Below are 19,622 nucleotides of genomic sequence, written 5' to 3' on the forward strand. Positions count from 1 at the left end.
CGGAGGTTGAACCGGAAAGGATAAGATTTATGGCACTACCCGATTTTACTATGCACCAGCTTTTAGAAGCTGGTGTGCATTTTGGTCACCAGACTCATCGCTGGAATCCCAAAATGACTCCCTATATTTATGGTCAGCGTAATAATATCCATATTATTGACCTTGCTCAGACCGTTCCACTTTTACACCAAGCACTTAAACTTGTTTCAGATACTGTAGCGCGTGGTGGTCGTATTCTCTTTGTTGGTACGAAACGGCAAGCATCTGACATTATCGCAGATGCGGCGAATCGTTCCGCTCAGTATTACGTTAATGCACGTTGGCTTGGCGGCATGCTCACAAACTGGAAAACGATTTCCAATTCGATCCATCGTTTGCGGAAGCTTGATAAAATTCTTGCTGCTGAAGCGCAAGGCTTTACTAAAAAGGAACGTTTAAATCTTGAACGTGATCGTGAAAAGCTTAATCGTGCGCTTGGTGGTATTAAAGATATGGGTTCTGTTCCAGATCTTATCTTTGTTATCGATACGAATAAAGAAAATATTGCACTCCAAGAAGCAAAACGTTTAGGTATTCCAGTGATTGCTATTATTGATACCAATTGTGATCCCGATGACGTAACACATCCAATACCAGGTAATGACGATGCTTCACGTGCAATTTCTCTTTATTGCGATCTTTTTGCCCGTGCTGCTCTTGATGGTATTGCACGCCAGCAAGGAGCAATGGGTATCGATTTAGGAGCTCAAGTTGATGCACCTGTGGAGCCTATTTTGGAAGAAAATGCAGTTTCAGAAGTTTCTGAATAATATAAAATGCCTAATTAAGGTACTTTTATTGTCTAAAGAAGAAGTTATAGGCGTGCAGAGGGATTTTGCACGCTTTCACTGTTACAAAATAAAGAGGCAAATATGAGCATTACTGCTGCACAAGTAAAAGAACTTCGAGAACTATCTGGCGCTGGTATGATGGACTGTAAAGCCGCCCTAGCAGAGACCAATGGTGATATGGAAGCTGCTGTTGATTGGCTTCGTAAAAAAGGAATAGCTAAAGCAGATAAAAAGGCTGGTCGTACAGCAGCTGAGGGATTAATCGGAGTCGTATCAAAAGATTCACATGCAGTTTTGGTTGAGATTAATTCTGAAACAGATTTTGTTGCACGCAATGATGGATTCCAAGACATCGTGCGTAAAGTAGCAACTGCTGCCTTAGATACGTCAGGGGATGTTGAATCTGTTTCTGTTTCTCTTTATCCAGGTTCTGAGAAGACTGTAGAGCTTACAATTAAAGATGCAATTGGTACAATTGGCGAAAATATAACATTTCGTCGTTCCGCTAAATTGTCCGTTGAGAATGGTGTTGTTGCGACTTATATACACAATAGTGTGGCTGATGGGCTTGGAAAACTTGGTGTTTTGGTTGCAATTGAAACAACAGGAAATAAAGAGGCTGCTCTTGCTTTTGGTCGGCAGGTCGCGATGCATATTGCGGCAACCAATCCATTAGCACTTACAGCACAAGATGTTGATGCTTCTGCTGTTGAACGTGAAAAAGCAATTTTTTCAGATCAAGCACGTCAGTCTGGAAAACCTGAAAATATCATTGAAAAAATGGTAGAAGGGCGTATGCGTAAGTTTTTTGAAGAGGTTGTTTTGCTTTCTCAAGCTTTTGTTATGAATCCTGATATAACTGTTGAGGCTGCTTTAAAGGATGCTGAGAAATCAATAGGTGCTCCAGCAAAAATTATAGGCTTTATTCGTTTTGCATTAGGTGAAGGTGTGGAAAAAGAGGAGTCTGATTTTGCAGCAGAGGTTGCTGCTGCTGTAAAAGGCTAGTTATTGCAAACTCTTGATCAGAGATTTAAAGTCATATCATTGGTTGTAGAATCTCTGAGGGGAAAAATGTAATTGTTGAGAGGGCGTCACGTGAAAAAAGTGGTGCCCTTCGTGATGTCAAAAGCAAAAAGTAAATGGGCTTTTGGGGAGATTATTAATGGCATTAGCACTTCCGTATAAACGTATTCTTTTAAAGGCTTCTGGTGAAGCTCTTATGGGAGGGCAGAATTTTGGCATTGATGTTTCTGTTGTAGACCGTATTGCCGCTGATATTGCAGAAGTGCGCACAATGGGGATAGAAGTTGCGGTTGTTATCGGTGGGGGAAATATTTTTCGTGGCGTTGCTGTTGCTTCGCATGGTGGGGACCGAGTGACAGGTGATCATATGGGAATGCTTGCAACTGCTATTAACTCTTTAGCATTGCGAACATCTTTGACAAAATTAGGGGTTGAAACTGTTGTACTCTCTGCGATTGCTATGCCACAAATTTGTGAAAGTTTCTCGCAACGTAAAGCAATAGCTTATATGAATCAGGGAAAAGTTGTTATTTTTGCAGGTGGTACAGGAAATCCATTTTTTACCACTGATTCTGCTGCTACTTTACGTGCAGCAGAAATTGGTGCGGATGTCCTTCTTAAAGGAACACAAGTTGATGGTATTTATTCAGCAGATCCAAAAATAGACCCTACGGCTAAGCGTTTTGACCAATTAACACATGTTGAAGTTTTGCAATGGGGATTATCTGTTATGGATTCAACGGCGGTCACTTTAGCACGTGAGAACAATGTACCGATTATTGTGTACTCCATTCATGAAAAAGGCGGTTTGGCTAAGGTCTTGAATGGAACAGGACGCTTTACAATAGTATCGGAATAAGGGTAAGCTTCAAAGGACAATTGAAGGAGACAGAAATATGAATGTTACATCAATTATGGATGATCTGAAACGTCGCATGGATGGTGCCATTACGGCTTTTAAACATGAGTTAGGTGGTTTGCGGACTGGACGTGCATCGGCCAGTTTATTAGAACCGTTGACCGTTGAATCTTATGGTTCTGTTGTTCATATAAATCAGGTTGCTAATATTTCTGTTCCTGAACCTCGCATGCTTTCTGTTTCTGTATGGGATAAAACGATGGTCGGAGCTGTAGAGCGCGCTATTCGCGATTCTGGTCTTGGTTTAAATCCCATAACTGATGGTACGAATTTACGTATTCCTTTGCCTGAGTTGAATGAAGAGCGCCGTAAAGAACTTGTAAAAATTGCGCATCACTATGCAGAGCAAGCGCGTGTTGCTACACGTCATGTTCGTCGGGATGGTCTGGACAATTTGAAAAAGTTAGAAAAAGATGGTGAAATTGGTCAAGATGAAGCCCATAGTTTGTCTGAAAAAGTTCAAAAACTCACGGATGAAACTATTGCTGATATTGATAAAATTTTAGCCGTAAAAGAATCTGAAATTGTGCACGTTTAAGACGATTTTGTCACTAGAAAAAGGATATTTACTCCCAGCCTGTAAATTGTTTCTAGGGATAATTGTAGGGAGTGGTGTGCTCTGTGGTAGCAAGGTGTGATGCAGGAAGGTGTTCTATCATTTTGATATGGGAGAGACTGATTTGAAAGGGCAGATGTTTTTATTTTTTAGTCTGCGTGATAAATCATGCCCTTTGCTGGGAGACACTATTTAACAGCATGGTGCGGTTTTTTAGTTGAGCACGTCTTTGTTAAAATGCATAATGAAAGCATTATTAGAAATTATTCAAATATTCTAAGATGAAGGTTGGGGAAAGAATATAATGCAAAAAACAAGCCTAACCTTTCTCTTATTTCTCATTATAAAACATGTGAGTATAATTGATCAAGCAGATGTTATGTGGCGTAATTCGTTTTTTAATGACGAATAGTTGATAGAAAAGTATTTTTATACGAAACCTATATTAGTTAATTTGTATGGGGCAGAGGTAACTGCTTTTTCATTTTATATTTGAGAAAATATTAAAAAATATTTTATAATTTTGACGGAGATTTTTGAAGCTGTTTTCATTGATTATTAGTTTCATAAGCGCTATCTTAGTAGACTGAATTATTTATGATAAATTATAAGAGAAATTATACAGGTATGAGATAAAAATACTGCGTAGGGGAGTTTTTCTTGCGTTAATTTTAGAGCTTGTATTTTCTATTTTTATTGTTTGGATGTTGTTTTGTCTAATTTGGTTTATCGTATTCTGACAGCTTTTGTTTTTGGCATTATTGCGTTGTATCTAACATGGTTGGGAGGAAACTTCTTTTTTTTATTTGTATGGTGTATTGGCGGTTTTGTTCTTTATGAGTGGATGAGTATTACTAAAGAGAAATGGTGTATTTTACAAAAAATATTAGCAAGTATATTTTATTTAATCTTTGGCTTTTTTTTAGTGTTGAGTGTATCTGCTTCATTGATTTTTTGTGTTTTAATCGTTTTAGCTACAGTATTAGCTATTATATCTATAAAAAAGAGTGGTTGGGTTTTTTGTGGTTTTTTATATGCATCTTTTCCTGTTGTTGCTTTATGCTTTCTACGGGATCATGAAATGTTGGGGTTCCAAGTTGTTATTTTCTTATTTACGATAGTGTGGGGAACAGATATTGGTGGTTATTTTATCGGACGTGCATTAGGGGGCCCTAAATTAGCACCACAATTTTCTCCTAATAAAACATGGTCAGGAGCACTTGGTGGTACATTTGTCGGAGTTTTCGGTGGTATATGGGTTGCTTTTGGATTTTTTGATATAAATTTAGCCAGTTTTTTTGTGCCACTCCTTACACTTGTTTTGTCAATTGTTTCACAATTGAGTGATTTAGGGCAATCATGGCTCAAAAGACGTTTTTCTGTTAAAGATTCTAGTTCTTTATTGCCTGGACATGGTGGTTTTATGGATCGTATAGATGGATTGGTAGGGGCAGCTTTTCTTCTTTATTTAATTGGTTCATTTATGTCTGATATGGATGCGCCTTTTAATCTTTTTAGTATGATCTAATTGGGAGAAGATAGTTTGGAACTTTTAAATCATATCGTCACTATGGGTGATTTTCTTTTAAGAAGTTTGAGTATTCTTTTCATCATTATGATTATCATTTTTGTGCACGAATTTGGGCACTATCTCATTGGTCGGTGGTGTGGTATTAAGGCGTTAATTTTTTCGCTTGGATTTGGACCAGAAATAGCGAGTTATACAGATAAGCATGGCACGAAGTGGCGTTTAGCACTTATCCCCTTAGGAGGTTATGTAAAATTTGTTGGGGATGAGGAAAAAATCGATACGGAATCATCCCAATCATCTCTGATTGTTGATGGTTCATTTGCTAGTGCGCATGCTTGGAAAAAAGCAGCAACTGTTTTTGCCGGTCCTTTCTTCAATGCCCTTTTTACTGTTGTTATTCTAACATTTTTTTTCTTTATCTATGGTCGTGTAGCCATTGAGCCCGTTGTTGGTTCTTTGGTAAAAGATAGCCCTGCTCTTCAATCCGGTTTGGAATTAGGTGATCGTTTTGTTGAAATGGATGGGCGACGGGTTGAAAGCTTTGAAGATTTGATGAATTATGTAGCTTTTCACGGAAGAGAACCCATAGAGTTTAAAATAGAACGCATGGGGCGATTCTTTACAACGATGATTACCCCGAAAGTCGTTGAGCGAGATGATGGATTTGGTAATCGAACACGAAGTGCTATGATAGGTGTAGGTGTTCCTGTTGATTTAAATAATCCTGCACGTTTAGATCCAACTTATATAAAACATATTCGCTATGGTTTTGTAACAGCTGTAAGAAAAGCGTCAGACCGTACTGTGTTTATCGCCACTCAAACCGTTCTTTTTATGAGTCGTTTAATAGGAGGCAAAGAGGATCGTTGTCGGCTAAGTGGACCTTCTAAAACCGTTAAAATTGCTTGGAAAGTGAGCGAGACAGGTTTTATCTCTTTATTGAATTTAGCAGCTTTTCTTTCAATAAGTGTTGGGCTTATTAACCTTTTTCCGATTCTACCGCTTGACGGTGGGCATCTTTTATTGCATGTCATTGAGGTCATTACTGGGAGGAAAATATCTGCTAAAATTCAGGGAATCGTTTTTCGTTTAGGTTTTTCCATTCTTCTCCTTTTTATGATCTTTGTCTTTTTTAATGATTATTTTTGTTGGTTTAGCTAATTAAATTATGGAAAACGCTTTATAAATTAAGTAATAATAGCAAAAACAAATTGAAGGTTGTTTACCATGTCTACAAAATGTTGTGGCGTTGTACATTATAATGAGTAATTAAGGAATGAAAAGTCTCGCTGTAAAAAGGTTGTTATGGCAGTTAGCTTTTTAAGGCATCATGTCTAAGGAACGAGAGTAAGGTAAAAAAGCCAATGACTACGAATTCAAAGTTTTTAAATGCAGCATCTGTATTGGTGTTAAAGATGGGGATGATTGCCCCAGCAACGGTTTTTATGTCAATTGCTGCGGTCGGAGAAATACAAGCGTCTGTAGTCCGCTCTATTGAGGTTCGTGGGAATAAGTTTGTAAGTTCTCAGGCGATTCGAGACAATATGGGGATTAAGGTTGGGCAAGGTGTTTCCAGTGGTGATGTTGATAGTGCTGTGAAGAACCTTTTCGAATTGGGTTTATTTTATGATGTTAAAATAAATCCGGTGGGTGATAAATTGGTTGTATTCGTAAAAGAATATGAGGTTGTCAATCAAATATTGTTTCAAGGAAATAAATCTTTTAAAGACCCAGATCTTAAGCGGTTTATTTCTTTAAAACCGAATGAGCCTTTTAATTCTGCGAAGCTTTCTGCTGATATAAATACAATTCGTGAGGCTTATAAAACTCTTGGTCGTAATAATATCACTGTTAACGTTCAAACGATTAACCTTGGAAAAGGGCGGGTTAATGTGGTATTTAATGTCGTTGAAGGGAAAAAAACAAAGATTGGTGATATCACTTTTAAGGGCAATAGTGTCTTTGGAAGTCGCCGTTTGCGTGATGTGATTTCAACAAAAACTTCAGGAATTTTTTCGAAGTTGTTGGGAGGTGATGTTTACAGTGAAGAGCGCCTCGCTGTTGATGAAGAAGCTTTACGTCGCTTTTATTATAACCGTGGTTATGCAGATTTTCGTGTAGTCTCTTCTAAAGCAACTTTTGATGCAGCAAGCAATACGTATAAAATTTCTTTCGTTCTTGATGAGGGTGCGCTCTATAAAATTAGCGATATTCAGGTTGAAAGTGATGTTGATGGAATTGACGTTCAATCTGTAAAAAGGGTGCTTAAAACCCAGCCAGGTAATGTTTATAGTGCAGAAGATATTGAACAGTCTGTTGCAACTATTAATAACAAAGTTGCTGATTCGGGATATGCTTTTGCTAAAGTTGAACCGCGGGGAAATCGTAATTTAGCAAATCATACAATTTCAATTTTATATAATATTGAACAGGGTACACGTGCTTATATTCAACGTATTGATATACGTGGCAATGAGAAAACGCGTGATTACGTCATTCGCCGTGAGATTGATTTAAACGAAGGAGATGCTTACAATCAAACTTTATTACAGCGGGCAAAACGTCGTCTAGAAAGTTTAGGTTTCTTCAAAGCCGTTAATATTTCAATGGTTCCTACAGATCAATCTGACCAAGTTGTTTTGGTAATAGATGTCGTTGAAGCTTCAACAGGAGATCTCTCTCTTTCTGGAGGGTATACAACAGGGGGAACAAGTCCTGGTATGTCACTTGAAGTTTCTGTTACTGAACGTAATCTTGGGGGACGTGGTCAATATGTTCGTTTAGGATTAGGTGCGGGGCAAGAAAAATCTCGTAATTATAATTTATCATTTGTTGATCCTTATTTCTTAGGGTATCGTTTATCTGCTGGCGTTGATGTTTTTCGTAGTACTTATCGTGCTGATAAAGCCTATGATGTACGGCAGACAGGTGGATCGCTGCGGTTTTCGTTACCTATTAATAATCAATTATCTGCTAATGTAGCTTATTCTTATGTGCAGGAAGAATATGATTTTGGCGGAGAGTATGATTTTGACAAAGAGAGTGACATAATAGAATTATATGGGAAATATTCTGGTGCGATTGTTCAAGCTGCAAAACACAGCCCTTGGAAACGTTCATCAATTAGTTATGGTTTCACCTATAATACGATTGATGATATGAGATCCCCCCATGATGGGTGGTACGTGCATCTGCTTCAGGAATATGCAGGGCTTGGTGGGAGTGCAAAGTTCTTGAAGACCACGGGTAAGGCGATGATGTACAAGACTCTTTCTGACCAGAAGGATATCGTTGGTTTGCTTTCCTTTGGGGGTGGTTATATCCACGGAATGGGCCGAGATGGTGTTCGTATTTTCGATATGTTTAAAGTAAATTCTGATATGATTCGAGGGTTCAAATATAATGGAATAGGTCCGCGTCAGGTTTCCAGTAAGGGTGAGGTTTATTTCTTGGGGGGAACGACATATATGAATGCGACTGCTGAAGTACAGTTCCCTATCCCTGTCGTGCCTGAAGGATTTGGGTTGCGCGGTGCTTTATTTGCGGATATTGCCACGCTTTATGGCAATAATTATAAAGCCGTTTTTAAGGGTGAACCGTCTGTTACCAATACCAAAAGTGCTTGGCGTTCATCTGCAGGTGTGAGTTTGATGTGGGATTCTCCGTTTGGTCCTTTGCGTTTTGATTATGCTTGGCCAATAACGAAGCAGGAAGGTGATCGTTTGCAACAATTGAACTTTGGTATTTCTACGAAGTTCTGATTTGAGCGATTTTAAGAGGGAAAACTTGAAGAGAATAGCTTAAGCTGGGAGAGAAAGTGTTTTGATGGCGGATACATTTTTTTTTACGCCGTCCCGACGATTGACAGTTGCAAATGCTGCTGAGTTGACGGGTGCAAAGCTTCTTAATCCAGAGTTTTCTCATAAAGTTATCAATACTCTTTCTTCACTTGAGAGTGCTGTGGAAGGTTCGCTTGTTTTTGTAGAGCATCGGAAGTTTTCTGATGCTTTACTGGACAGTTCTGCTGTTGCTGTTTTGTGTACGAATGAGATTGTTTTTAAAGTTCCCGAGACTATGGCAATTTTGGTGACATCCACACCACAGCGTGACTTTGCTCAGATTGGTCGTATTTTGTTTCCAGATTCTGTCAAGCCAATGCCTTGGTTGGGGCAGAAGGGGATTTCATCGCATGCGCATATTCATCCAACGGCTAAGTTGGCACATGATGTGTGTATTGAAGCGGGAGCTGTTATTGGTAAAAATGTTGAGATTGGTGCAGGAACTCTTATTTCATCCACAGCTGTTATCGGTGAAAATTGCCGTATTGGATGTGACTGCTATATTGCTCCTAAGGTAACAGTTCAGTGTTCTATAATAGGTGATAAGGTTCAGCTTTATCCTGGTGTTTGCATTGGGCAAGATGGTTTTGGTTATGTTGGGGGCGTTTCTGGAATCGAGAAAATTCCACAGCTTGGTCGCGTTATTATTGAGGATGGTGTAGAAGTTGGTGCGAACACGACAATTGATCGTGGGACATTTCAAGATACTGTTATTGGTGAAGGAAGCAAGATTGATAATCTTGTACAAATTGCCCACAATGTAAAAATTGGCCGCTATTGTCTTATTGCCGCTCAATGTGGCATTGCGGGAAGTACATCTATAGGGGATATGTCTCAGCTTGGTGGAAGTGTGGGAGTAGCTGATCACATCATAATAGGTAAATCTGTTCAGATTGCTGCTCGTAGTGGTGTTATGAATGACATTCCGGATGGCGAAAAATGGGGAGGTAGTCCAGCGCGACCATTTAAACAATGGTTTCGTGAAGTAGCGGCGTTGCGCAGTATGGGAAAAGTTAAAAAGGAGAAACGCTGATATGATCAGCAGTGAAAAAACTAAAAACTTAGAGGCTGTCGATATTGAAAAACTATTATCAATATTACCGCACCGTTATCCATTTTTATTAATTGATCGTATAATTGATATTAATGGTGAACAAGAAGCGATTGGTATTAAAAATATAACGATTAACGAGCCTCATTTTACGGGACATTTTCCCTCAAAGCCTGTTATGCCTGGAGTTTTGATTTTAGAAGCTATGGCACAAACGGCAGGAGCAATAGCACTTTTAAATTTAGGCAATAAGCAAACAAATTTAGTTTACCTTATGACGGTTGATAATGCGAAATTTCGTAAGCCGGTTATGCCTGGTGATCAGCTCAAGATTCATGTTCAGCTTTTGAAAAAAAGATCTGGTATGAGACGTTTTTCATGTGTTGCAAAAGTAGAAGATGTCCGTGTCGCTGAAGCAGAAATTGCTGCGATGATTGTCGAAGAAGAATAAACGATATTTGATGGGAATTTAAAAATGTCCGGTACGAAAATCCATCCAACTGCTCTTGTGGAGAAGGGAGCGCAGCTTGGTGAGAATGTACGCGTTGGACCATTTTGCCATATTAGTTCAGAGGCTGTTATTGGTGATGAATGTAGTTTGACAAGTCATGTTGTAATAATGGGAAAGACAACGTTAGGAGCCAAGAGTAAAGTATTTTCTCATGCCGTTTTGGGGGCAGATCCGCAAAATAATAAACATAAAGGAGGGGCTACAACTCTTTTTATTGGTAAGAATTGTACGATTCGTGAAGGTGTAACAATGCATAGGGGCTCCGATTCGAGTGTAGGAATGACAGTTGTTGGTGATAATTGCCAATTTTTTTGTTATGCGCATATCGCTCACGATTGTTATGTAGGCAATCATGTAACATTTGCCAATAACGCAATGATTGCTGGTCATGTTACTATTGGTGATTATGTGATTATTGGTGGTGGTGCTGCTGTTCATCAATTTGTTCGTGTTGGACATCATGCATTTATCGGCGGCGTATCTGCACTGGTTGGTGATCTGATACCTTATGGAACAGCTGTTGGTGTGCAGGCAAAACTTGCTGGACTCAATATTATTGGTATGAAGCGTGCAGGACTTGAGCGTCAAGATATTCATGCACTCCGTCATGCGGTTGCTATGCTTTTTGATCATAGCAAACCATTTAAAGAGCGTGTCAGTGATGTTGCTTCTTTCTATTCTTCTTCTCAGTCTGTTTCTGAAGTTGTTAATTTTATTAAAGAAGAAGGAAAGCGTTTTTATTGTACACCAAAATTTGAAGGTGTTAGAATAAAAGAACATAAGGATTAAAAATGCCTATTTGGGGAGCCAGAAGTTTTCTTTCCGGCCGTACTGCTATTATAGCAGGAAATGGTGTTCTACCGATTACTGTTGCGCAGACTCTTGAGAAGAATGGAGAAAATCCTTTTCTTGTGCTTTTGCATGGTGAGGCAGATTCTGTTCTTTATCGCTATGAGCATTGCGAGCTATCAATTGTAGAGTTAGCACGACTCGTTAAAATTTTAAAAGAGGCTGGTGTATATAATGTTGTTTTGGCAGGTGGTGTGAAAAAGCGTCCACTTCTTAAACAATTGCGACTGGACTGGACAACATTTTTAGCTCTTCCTAATTTAATCGGAGCTTTGAAGAGGGGAGACGATGCGTTATTAAAAGCTTTTATACGGGTTATTGAAGCACACGGTTTTTGTGTTATCGGTGCTCACGAAATAGTCCCAGATCTTTTAGCTCCCATAGAATTTAATTTAACAGTACGGCGCGCTACTCCAAAAGAGAAAAAAGATATTTTTTTAGCAGTAGAAGCAGCAAAGCTTTTAGGTCAATTAGATATCGGGCAAGCCGTTGTCGTTGTTCAAGGAAGGGTGGTTGCTCTAGAGGGCGCTGAGGGAACTGATAATATGTTGTGGCGTATTTGTGAAATGCGAGAAAGAGGGCAAATTCCCCTTAAAGGTGGCATTCTTGTAAAATGCGCAAAACCACAACAGGATAATCGCGTTGATTTGCCATCAATTGGGCCCGCGACAATAATGAATATTGCAAAGAGTGGTTTATCTGGTGTTGCGGTGGAGGCAAATAGAAGTCTAATATTATCGGTGAAAACAACAATAGAAAAAGCCAACAAATATTCTTTATTTATAGAGACATTTGAAAAGTTTGGTCATGAATAATTGTTTCTTAAAGATTGCAGTGGTTTCAGGTGAGGAATCTGGTGATTTACTTGGGGCCGATCTAATTTCTTGTTTATTACAACAGATAGGATGCAATATTCATTTGATTGGTGTTGGGGGGAGCCATTTAAAGGCATTAGGCTTAAAAAGCTTTTTTGATTCCCATGATATTGCTTTAATAGGTTTAAAGGAGGTGTTGAAAAAACTACCATTGTTGTTGCTACATATTCGCAATTTATCCAAATTTATTGCACAAGAACAACCTGATTGTTTAATTATTATTGATAGTCCTGATTTCACGCATCGTATTGCAAAAAAGGTACGTGCTTTAGCGCCTTCTATTCCTATCATTAAATATATTGCACCAACCGTTTGGGCATGGAGGCCAGAGCGTGCAAAAGCTATGTGTGGATTTGTTGATCATGTTTTAGCGGTTTTTCCTTTTGAAGAAAAGATTATACAAGATTTGGGAGGCCCTGCCACGACTTATGTTGGACATCGTCTTTTGACATATCCTCCCCTTTTGAGAATTCAGTCAGAAAAAAAAAGCCAATTAGAACAAAGAAATTTGATCGATACACAAACATTATCGCCTACATTAGTTATTTTGCCAGGATCACGCAATTCAGAAATTCGTTCCTTAATGCCTATTTTTCGAGAAACAGTAGAGATTCTTGTACAACGTATTCCTCATTTACGTATTATTTTACCAACCTTACCTCATTTGGTAGATAGAATCCGGGACTTTGTGCAGGGCTGGAAAAGCAAGATAGAAATTGTAGTTGGTGAAGATGAAAAATGGCGTGCTTTTGCACAAGCAGATGTTGCTCTTGCTGCACATGGAACTGTTTCACTTGAATTAGCCTTAGCAAAAGTTCCTATGGTTCTTTGCTATAAACTTGATTTCTTTTCTAAATTATTTATTTTTCCTAAAATGATGTTATGGAGTGCTGCTCTTCCAAATATTATTGCTGATAAGCCTATTGTTTCGGAATATTTGAATGAATTAATCCGTCCTGGCATGTTAGCAAGACAGGTAGAACAACTTTTGGCTAATCCTTTATTGCGACAGGCACAACTTGATTCCTTTGAGATGGTAGAACAGAAAATGAAAACTGAAGTACCATCGGGGGTTGTTGGCGCACAAACAATTATCACTATTTTAAAAAGCAGGAATAAAATTGTATAAATAAAGCAATATTTTAATGATTAATATTTAATTTTAGCAAGAAAATTACAAGCACGTTGGCTTTTAGGATTGGTAAAAAATTCTTCAGAGGCTGCATCTTCAACAATTTTTCCATTTTCTAGAAAGAGTATTCTTTCTGAGACTTTACGTGCGAAGCCCATTTCATGGGTAACACAAAGCATTGTGATCCCTGTATCGGCCAATCGAGCCATCACTTCCAAAACTTCTCCCACACTTTCTGGATCAAGAGCAGAGGTTGGTTCATCAAAAAGCATGACTTCAGGTTCCATACAAAGTGCACGGGCAATCGCAACACGTTGTTGTTGCCCACCAGAAAGTTGTAAAGGATATTTTTCACAGTGTTTTTCAATACCAACATGTGTTAAGTAACGAATTGCCCGTTCTTTTGCTTGTTGTTTGGAAAGTCCCTGAACTGTCATAGGTGCTAAAATACAATTTTGTATAACGCTCATGTGGGGAAATAAATTAAAGTTCTGAAAGACCATTCCTATCTTACGAAGAACATTTTTTTGCTGTTGTATAGGTGCAGTATGGATATCAACGTTATGGATACAGATTGAACCTTTTTGTGCTTGTTCTAATTGATTAATACAACGAATTAACGTTGATTTTCCTGATCCGGATGGTCCACAAATAACGATATGTTCACCAGCTTGAACATTAAAGTTGATATCATGTAGGACCTGAAAGTTTCCATACCATTTATTTAGATTTCGAATAGAGATCACTGTTTTTTTACTGGGAGAGATCGATTTATTATTTTTCAAATTCATCTTATTTTATTCTTTCATTGATGAAGAACTTGATTAATTCAACATTTTGGTTTGGTAAAGTTTTTTATGATCATTTTATTTACCGTAAATATCGAGTGAGGCGCTGCTCGATAAAAACAATAAAACGATGAATGAGTTCAACGATAAAGAGATAGATAAGAGCAGCCCAAACGTAAACTTGAAAATCGAAAGTCCGTGAATAAGCGAGTTTAGCAACCCCCATTAAATCATAAACAGTAATAAGTGAGGCAACAGCACTGGATTTAATCATTAAAATCAACTCATTTCCTAGGGGGCGTAATGCTACAATCATTGCTTGTGGAAGAATAACTCTAAAAAATGTGACAGAGTTGCTTAAACCTAAAGCTTTTGATGCTTCGCGTTGTCCAGTTGTTACGGATAGAAAACTTCCTTTAAAGATCTCAGATTGATAGGCAGCAGAATTGAGTGTAAAAATAAAAAGACAACAATACCACGCGTTTTGAAAAAACCACCATAGCCCCACTTGTTGCCAAAAACTGTTCATTGAACCAAGCCCATAATAAAAAAGAAAGAGTTGAGCTAATAAAGGAGAGCCACGGAAAAAATAGACATAAGCATTTGCAAAATATTGTAAAAATGTATTCTCTGATAGACGTGCAAAAGCGATAAGCATACCAAGAAAAAGTCCTAGAGAACAAGAAATAGAAACAAGTTCAACAGTAACAATAAAGCCATTAATAAATTTTGGTCCATAATGACTTAAAAGATCAGGATTAAAAAGAAAATAAAGCCACTCAGGAATCATTGACCTAGCACCTTTTTATAGCCTATTTGAGTGTATGTTTCCAAATGGCGTAAGATTGCAGTAAAAACCGCTGAAAATAACAAATAGAGTAAGCATGCTACAAAATAAAATAGCATGGGTTTATTGGTAGCAGCGACAGCTAGATTCGTTTGTCGCATGAGGTCAACAAGCGCGATGGTAGAAACAAGGGATGTATCTTTCAGTAAAGTAAGCCAATTATTAGAAAGTCCTGGCAAGGCATTTCGGATGAGCTGAGGGAAGACAATACGAAAAAATGTGGTTGACCGTGAAAGTCCTAAAGCTTTAGCTGCTTCATATTGACCTTTATCAAAAATATTAAATGCTCCAAGCCAAACTTCACAAGAAAAAGCTGCAAGAACCATACTAAGGGCAAGAACACCAGCAACAAAAGCATTGATACTGAACATGATTTCAAAACTAAAATAGTCAAATAAATTTTGAATAAGGCTTTGTAATCCGTAGTAAACTAAAAACAAAGTTAAAAGCTCTGGTAGCCCACGAAATATCGTTGAAAAGAGGCGTGCCATAGCTTTGGCCATCTTAATATTGGATCGAATCATCACTGCATTGAGAAGTCCTAGAGGAAATCCTAGAAGTCCACAACATAATGCCAATGACAAAGTCATTCCTGCACTGGAAAGTATAACTGCTCCCCATCCACCATTGCTAAATGATAGCAATGCTAAATTTTCAATCATTCTTATATTCCTCATGAAAGAGTTAGATAATATTTTTTAGCAATAACCAACGGGTTTTATTAAATATCATATTGATATTTAATAAACATCACTTGTAAAATATTTTCTCATAATTTTTTCATAAGTTCCATCCAAACGGATTTCTTTTATTGCTTCATTGAACTTATTTTTAAGATCATTATTATTTTGACGGACTGCAATTGCAACAGGAAATCTTGTTTCTTCTAGAGTTCCCAAGAGGAGACAACAATCTTTTCCTTCATTTTTAAGCCAATTTAATGCTTGTAATTTATCAACAATAATCACATCAAGTCGATGATTTAAAAGATCACGATTCACTTCTATTGTGGAAGGATAGAGTTTTATTTTCACCTCTTCAGAGGCAAAATGATCTTCTGCATAGAAAGCTTGTGTTGTATTTGATTGCACACCAAGATTTTTACCTCTAAAGTCTTTTGTCGAGATTTCTTTAATTCCCGAAGCTTTGGTAACAATAACAGCCAGTGCTGTATCGTAGTAAGGATCTGTGAAGTCAATTTTTTGTAAACGCTCTTGTGTGAGAGAGAGGGAAGCAATGATAGCATCATATTTTTTTGCAATAAGTCCAGGGATCATTCCCTCGAAGTCTTGTGTAACAATAGTACACTCAACATTCATTTTTTTACAAAGTGCATAAGATATATCAATATCAAGTCCCTGCAATTTATTATTTGAGTCAATATAACTGAAGGGAGGATAGGTGCCTTCACTCGCAATTTTTAATGTTTTCGCATCAGCCAATTGGGTGAATAGTGCGGCGCTTATTATAAGAGCTCCTGCTAATAGTTTCATGATGTTCTCCTATTGGATAAGCGGGCAATATGAAATCATTATGTTTTTATAATCTGTAAGCTTTTTGGGAGCAATTCAAAAATTTATTGATGTTTATTTTAGATCATTATGTTGGGCATTATTGATAAAAAAAGAATAAATATCTTATTGCTTGTATGATAGCTTAATTTTCACGAAATTTTTGATTTGAATCATTTCATGAGTAAAAACTGAGGATTTTTCTTGAAAATAAGGCTATTAAATTTGAACATAAAAAAAATTAGATTTTAATACGATAAAAATACAACCTTATTGTTGTCATTAGATTCTACAAAATGTTTAGCTCTCAAGGAGCAATTAAAGTTATTTTGATAAATGTAAATTTTCTTATAAAAATGCCGAATTTCTAATTATACCTGCATGTCCAATAAAGATTTAAAAAATACTCCTTAAATATACAGATTGAGTTTTAATTCATAGTACTATCTAATTGATATCGAAAGTAAAATATTTTCTCATAATTTTCTCATAGGTTCCATCGGCGCGGATTTCTTCTATTGCTTTATTAAAACTGTTTTTAAGATCATTATTATTTTGACGGAGTGCAATTGCAATAGGAAAATTTGTTTCTTTTAGAGTTCCCAAGAGGAGACAGCAGTCTTTTCCTTCATTTTCAAGCCAATTTAATGCTTTTAATTTATCAAAGATGATGATATCAAGCCGATGGCTTAAAAGATCACGATTAACTTCTGTTGCTGTAGGATAAAGTTTGATATTAACTCCTTCAGAGGCATAATGATCTTCCGCATATGCAGCTTGTGTTGTATTTGATTGTACACCAAGGTTTTTACCTCTAAAGGCTTGTGTTGAGATTTCTTTAATTTCCGAATTTTTGGTAACGATAACAGCGAGTGCTGTGTTGTAGTAAGGATCTGTAAAATCAATTTTTTGTAAGCGCTCTTTTGTAGGAGAAAGGGAAGAAACGATAGCATCATATTTTTTGGCAAGAAGACCGGGAATCATCCCCTCAAAGTCTTGTGTGACAATAGTACATTCAACATTCATTTTTTTACAAAGCGCATAAGATATATCAATATCAAACCCTTGCAGTTTGTTATTTGAGTCGATATAACTAAATGGCGGATAAGAAGCATCGCTTGCAATTTTCAGCGTTTGAGAATTGGCCGATAGGGTAAACAGTGTCGCGCTTATTATAAGCGCTCCTGCTAATAATTTCATTATGTTCTCCTATTAGATAAGCTGGCAAATATGAAACCATCATGAATTTTTATAATCTGTAAGCTCTTTTGGAGCAATGTAAAAAATTTATCTGTGTTCATTTTGCTATCATTATGCTGAATATCATTATAAAAAAAGTAATTTCTTTTTATCAAGTATGGGAATAAAAAACACAGGAAAGAAGGTCATCTCTTATTGATTATAGGGTGATTTTTAATAATTTTATTTAAAAATCAATAACTTATCTTTAAAAGAAAAACTATTAACTTAAATACAAAGAAAATTTCAGCTTTTAACAGAACAAAATGTAAAGTGTTTTTATTCTAACTAGAGAAGCACTTAATGTAAGCTTTTTGCAATTTTATCTGAAGAAGATAGAAAGAAAAATTCTGACATTGCTAGATTTTAATATGTAATAAGGCTTTTAAACATGGGGGAATAATAGGGAATACATTTCCATTAAAGATAATGAGGATTATAAGGTAAAATTTTCAATTTCTTTTTGCTAAATGTTTGGCTAATTTGCAGAAGAGTATTCTCAATTTCTTTACAGAGCTAAAACTTAGAATTTTTTAGTAAATTTTTATGATGATGTTATCTCTGTAGAAAGAGTTTTAAAATCACGTTTTATAAAAATTCTTAAAGGATGTTTTTTGATTACTCTCAATAAAGCTTCAGTAAATTGAAGCTTTATTGATTTCTTTTTTAATTTGCACGTTCATCTATAGGAACATAGTCACGCATAGCATAGCCTGTGTAGAGTTGTCGAGGACGACCAATTTTTTGTGCAGGGTCTTCAATCATTTCTTTCCATTGTGCCACCCACCCGACACTGCGCGCCAATGCAAAAAGGACAGTAAACATTTCAGTTGGAAAACCTAGAGCTTTTAATGTAATGCCGGAATAGAAATCAACATTGGGATAAAGTTTTTTCTCAATAAAATATTCATCACTTAAGGCAATTTTTTCAAGCTCTATTGCAATATCAAGAAGAGGGTCATCTTGAATGTTGAGTTCTTTTAAAACTTCATGACAGGTTTTTTGCATGATTTTTGCACGTGGATCATAATTTTTATAGACACGGTGCCCAAAGCCCATAAGGCGGAAAGGATCATTTTTATCTTTTGCACGTGCAATAAATTCAGGAATTCTTTTAATAGAACCTATTTCTTGTAGCATTTTTAGGCATGCTTCATTGGCACCACCATGTGCTGGTCCCCAAAGGCATGCAACACCTGCTGCAATACAGGCAAACGGATTAGCACCTGAGGATCCAGCAAGACGTACGGTAGATGTAGAAGCATTTTGTTCATGATCTGCATGAAGGGTAAAGATTTGATCCATCGCCCGAGCAAGCACAGGGTTTGTTTTATATTCTTCACAAGGAACAGCAAAGCACATATGGAGGAAATTTGCAGCATAACTAAGATCATTACGTGGATAAACAAATGCTTGTCCAATACTGTATTTATAGGCCATAGCAGCAAGCGTTGGAACTTTTGAGATAAGACGAACAGAAGCAATCATTCTCTGGTGAGGATCTGTAATATCAATAGAGTCGTGATAGAACGCAGACATAGCGCCAAGGCAGGCAACCATGACGGCCATAGGATGAGAATCACGACGGAAGCCATGGAAGAAGCGTGCAAATTGTTCGTGGACCATGGTATGCTGCATAATACATCGATCAAATTCATTTTTTTCTTGCTGTGTTGGGAGTTCACCATAAAGTAAAAGATAACAACTTTCGAGAAAGTCTCCTTTTTCAGCCAATTGATCAATAGGATAACCACGATAAAGCAATATGCCTTTATCACCATCGATATAAGTAATTTTTGATTCACAAGAAGCTGTTGAAGTAAAACCAGGATCATAAGTAAAAATATCGGTTTTTTTATAGAGAGAAGCAATTTCAATGACTTCAGGTCCACTCGTGCCTTTACGCAAGGGAAGCTCTACTTTTTTATCATTCACAATAATATATGCGTTATTCTCAGACATTCGGTATTCCTTTCAGATCCTTCACTTCTAAAAATTAAGACTCTGCTTCATCAGAGTAGGGGATGTATAACTGAAGCTTTTCTTACTTATTTAAGGGTAGATTGCCTCTAAAAGTGAGTACATGCAATCTAAAAATATTTCCTTGTTGATCATTATTAC

Annotated in this window: 18 protein-coding genes; 12 read left to right on the forward strand and 6 right to left on the reverse strand. The window is 37.1% G+C overall.

Translation table 11 applies throughout. The annotated features are described in order from the left end of the window. The first annotated feature begins 29 nt into the window (after window positions 1-29). The 12 genes from rpsB to lpxB all read left to right on the forward strand — a co-directional run bounded on the left by rpsB (window position 30) and on the right by lpxB (window position 13,113). Window positions 30-809, forward strand: coding sequence for a 30S ribosomal protein S2 (rpsB, locus tag ACFIL2_RS07490; RefSeq protein WP_273788135.1), 780 nt, complete (start codon window positions 30-32; stop codon window positions 807-809). Between the two features lie 102 nt (window positions 810-911). Beyond that, window positions 912-1,835 (forward strand): translation elongation factor Ts, encoded by a 924-nt coding sequence (gene tsf, locus ACFIL2_RS07495; RefSeq protein WP_375680281.1) that lies wholly within the window; start codon window positions 912-914, stop codon window positions 1,833-1,835. 157 nt (window positions 1,836-1,992) lie between these two features. Continuing rightward, window positions 1,993-2,712 (forward strand): UMP kinase, encoded by a 720-nt coding sequence (gene pyrH / locus ACFIL2_RS07500; protein WP_273790666.1) that lies wholly within the window; start codon window positions 1,993-1,995, stop codon window positions 2,710-2,712. Between the two features lie 37 nt (window positions 2,713-2,749). Further along, on the forward strand, window positions 2,750-3,310 hold the full coding sequence (frr, locus tag ACFIL2_RS07505) for a ribosome recycling factor (RefSeq protein ID WP_375680280.1): 561 nt from the start codon (window positions 2,750-2,752) through the stop codon (window positions 3,308-3,310). 730 nt (window positions 3,311-4,040) lie between these two features. Beyond that, window positions 4,041-4,856, forward strand: a complete 816-nt coding sequence (locus tag ACFIL2_RS07510; protein WP_375613469.1) for a phosphatidate cytidylyltransferase — start codon at window positions 4,041-4,043, stop codon at window positions 4,854-4,856. A 15-nt stretch (window positions 4,857-4,871) separates the two neighbouring features. Next, window positions 4,872-6,020 (forward strand): RIP metalloprotease, encoded by a 1,149-nt coding sequence (locus ACFIL2_RS07515; protein ID WP_375618369.1) that lies wholly within the window; start codon window positions 4,872-4,874, stop codon window positions 6,018-6,020. 203 nt (window positions 6,021-6,223) lie between these two features. Further along, window positions 6,224-8,620, forward strand: coding sequence for an outer membrane protein assembly factor BamA (bamA, locus tag ACFIL2_RS07520; protein WP_375662578.1), 2,397 nt, complete (start codon window positions 6,224-6,226; stop codon window positions 8,618-8,620). Window positions 8,621-8,684: 64 nt separating this feature from the next. Then, window positions 8,685-9,731 (forward strand): UDP-3-O-(3-hydroxymyristoyl)glucosamine N-acyltransferase, encoded by a 1,047-nt coding sequence (gene lpxD, locus ACFIL2_RS07525; RefSeq protein WP_375612127.1) that lies wholly within the window; start codon window positions 8,685-8,687, stop codon window positions 9,729-9,731. 1 nt (window position 9,732) lies between these two features. Beyond that, window positions 9,733-10,200 (forward strand): 3-hydroxyacyl-ACP dehydratase FabZ, encoded by a 468-nt coding sequence (fabZ, locus tag ACFIL2_RS07530; protein WP_375655237.1) that lies wholly within the window; start codon window positions 9,733-9,735, stop codon window positions 10,198-10,200. Between the two features lie 24 nt (window positions 10,201-10,224). Then, on the forward strand, window positions 10,225-11,049 hold the full coding sequence (gene lpxA / locus ACFIL2_RS07535; protein ID WP_375609506.1) for an acyl-ACP--UDP-N-acetylglucosamine O-acyltransferase: 825 nt from the start codon (window positions 10,225-10,227) through the stop codon (window positions 11,047-11,049). Between the two features lie 2 nt (window positions 11,050-11,051). Continuing rightward, on the forward strand, window positions 11,052-11,924 hold the full coding sequence (locus tag ACFIL2_RS07540) for an LpxI family protein (protein WP_375632782.1): 873 nt from the start codon (window positions 11,052-11,054) through the stop codon (window positions 11,922-11,924). Further along, entirely contained in the window at window positions 11,917-13,113 is a 1,197-nt protein-coding gene (lpxB, locus tag ACFIL2_RS07545; protein WP_375680279.1) for a lipid-A-disaccharide synthase, read from the forward strand. Before ACFIL2_RS07540 ends, lpxB begins: the two co-directional genes overlap by 8 nt. Before the next feature lie 20 nt (window positions 13,114-13,133). Here lpxB and ACFIL2_RS07550 read toward each other — a convergent pair whose 3' ends face one another. The 6 genes from ACFIL2_RS07550 to gltA form a co-directional block, all read right to left on the reverse strand. Next, the gene (locus ACFIL2_RS07550; protein WP_375655239.1) at window positions 13,134-13,907 is read right to left on the reverse strand and encodes an amino acid ABC transporter ATP-binding protein; all 774 of its coding nucleotides are present in this window, start codon (window positions 13,905-13,907) and stop codon (window positions 13,134-13,136) included. 79 nt (window positions 13,908-13,986) lie between these two features. Beyond that, on the reverse strand, window positions 13,987-14,694 hold the full coding sequence (locus ACFIL2_RS07555; RefSeq protein ID WP_375632788.1) for an ABC transporter permease: 708 nt from the start codon (window positions 14,692-14,694) through the stop codon (window positions 13,987-13,989). Beyond that, window positions 14,691-15,413 (reverse strand): ABC transporter permease, encoded by a 723-nt coding sequence (locus tag ACFIL2_RS07560; RefSeq protein ID WP_375639751.1) that lies wholly within the window; start codon window positions 15,411-15,413, stop codon window positions 14,691-14,693. Before ACFIL2_RS07560 ends, ACFIL2_RS07555 begins: the two co-directional genes overlap by 4 nt. 78 nt (window positions 15,414-15,491) lie before the next feature. Further along, window positions 15,492-16,244 carry a transporter substrate-binding domain-containing protein gene (locus ACFIL2_RS07565; RefSeq protein WP_375612134.1) on the reverse strand — a complete coding sequence of 251 codons (753 nt, stop codon included), beginning with the start codon at window positions 16,242-16,244 and terminating at the stop codon, window positions 15,492-15,494. Window positions 16,245-16,709: 465 nt separating this feature from the next. Further along, window positions 16,710-17,462, reverse strand: a complete 753-nt coding sequence (locus ACFIL2_RS07570) for a transporter substrate-binding domain-containing protein (RefSeq protein ID WP_375618360.1) — start codon at window positions 17,460-17,462, stop codon at window positions 16,710-16,712. A 705-nt stretch (window positions 17,463-18,167) separates the two neighbouring features. Continuing rightward, entirely contained in the window at window positions 18,168-19,463 is a 1,296-nt protein-coding gene (gene gltA, locus ACFIL2_RS07575) for a citrate synthase (protein ID WP_375618359.1), read from the reverse strand. Between the last annotated feature and the right edge of the window lie 159 nt (window positions 19,464-19,622).

It is taken from the genome of Bartonella sp. AP30XZML (assembly GCF_042195945.1).
Taxonomy (GTDB): domain Bacteria; phylum Pseudomonadota; class Alphaproteobacteria; order Rhizobiales; family Rhizobiaceae; genus Bartonella.

Coding starts and splice junctions, on each gene's coding strand:
- bamA (WP_375662578.1), top strand. CDS start 6,224: ATGACTACGAATTCAAAGTTTTTAAATGCAGCATCTGTATTGGTGTTA.
- lpxB (WP_375680279.1), top strand. CDS start 11,917: ATGAATAATTGTTTCTTAAAGATTGCAGTGGTTTCAGGTGAGGAATCT.
- lpxD (WP_375612127.1), top strand. CDS start 8,685: ATGGCGGATACATTTTTTTTTACGCCGTCCCGACGATTGACAGTTGCA.
- ACFIL2_RS07555 (WP_375632788.1), bottom strand. CDS start 14,694: ATGATTCCTGAGTGGCTTTATTTTCTTTTTAATCCTGATCTTTTAAGT.
- gltA (WP_375618359.1), bottom strand. CDS start 19,463: ATGTCTGAGAATAACGCATATATTATTGTGAATGATAAAAAAGTAGAG.
- ACFIL2_RS07540 (WP_375632782.1), top strand. CDS start 11,052: ATGCCTATTTGGGGAGCCAGAAGTTTTCTTTCCGGCCGTACTGCTATT.
- frr (WP_375680280.1), top strand. CDS start 2,750: ATGAATGTTACATCAATTATGGATGATCTGAAACGTCGCATGGATGGT.
- lpxA (WP_375609506.1), top strand. CDS start 10,225: ATGTCCGGTACGAAAATCCATCCAACTGCTCTTGTGGAGAAGGGAGCG.
- tsf (WP_375680281.1), top strand. CDS start 912: ATGAGCATTACTGCTGCACAAGTAAAAGAACTTCGAGAACTATCTGGC.
- ACFIL2_RS07570 (WP_375618360.1), bottom strand. CDS start 17,462: ATGAAATTATTAGCAGGAGCGCTTATAATAAGCGCGACACTGTTTACC.
- ACFIL2_RS07560 (WP_375639751.1), bottom strand. CDS start 15,413: ATGATTGAAAATTTAGCATTGCTATCATTTAGCAATGGTGGATGGGGA.
- ACFIL2_RS07550 (WP_375655239.1), bottom strand. CDS start 13,907: ATGAATTTGAAAAATAATAAATCGATCTCTCCCAGTAAAAAAACAGTG.
- ACFIL2_RS07565 (WP_375612134.1), bottom strand. CDS start 16,244: ATGAAACTATTAGCAGGAGCTCTTATAATAAGCGCCGCACTATTCACC.
- fabZ (WP_375655237.1), top strand. CDS start 9,733: ATGATCAGCAGTGAAAAAACTAAAAACTTAGAGGCTGTCGATATTGAA.
- pyrH (WP_273790666.1), top strand. CDS start 1,993: ATGGCATTAGCACTTCCGTATAAACGTATTCTTTTAAAGGCTTCTGGT.
- rpsB (WP_273788135.1), top strand. CDS start 30: ATGGCACTACCCGATTTTACTATGCACCAGCTTTTAGAAGCTGGTGTG.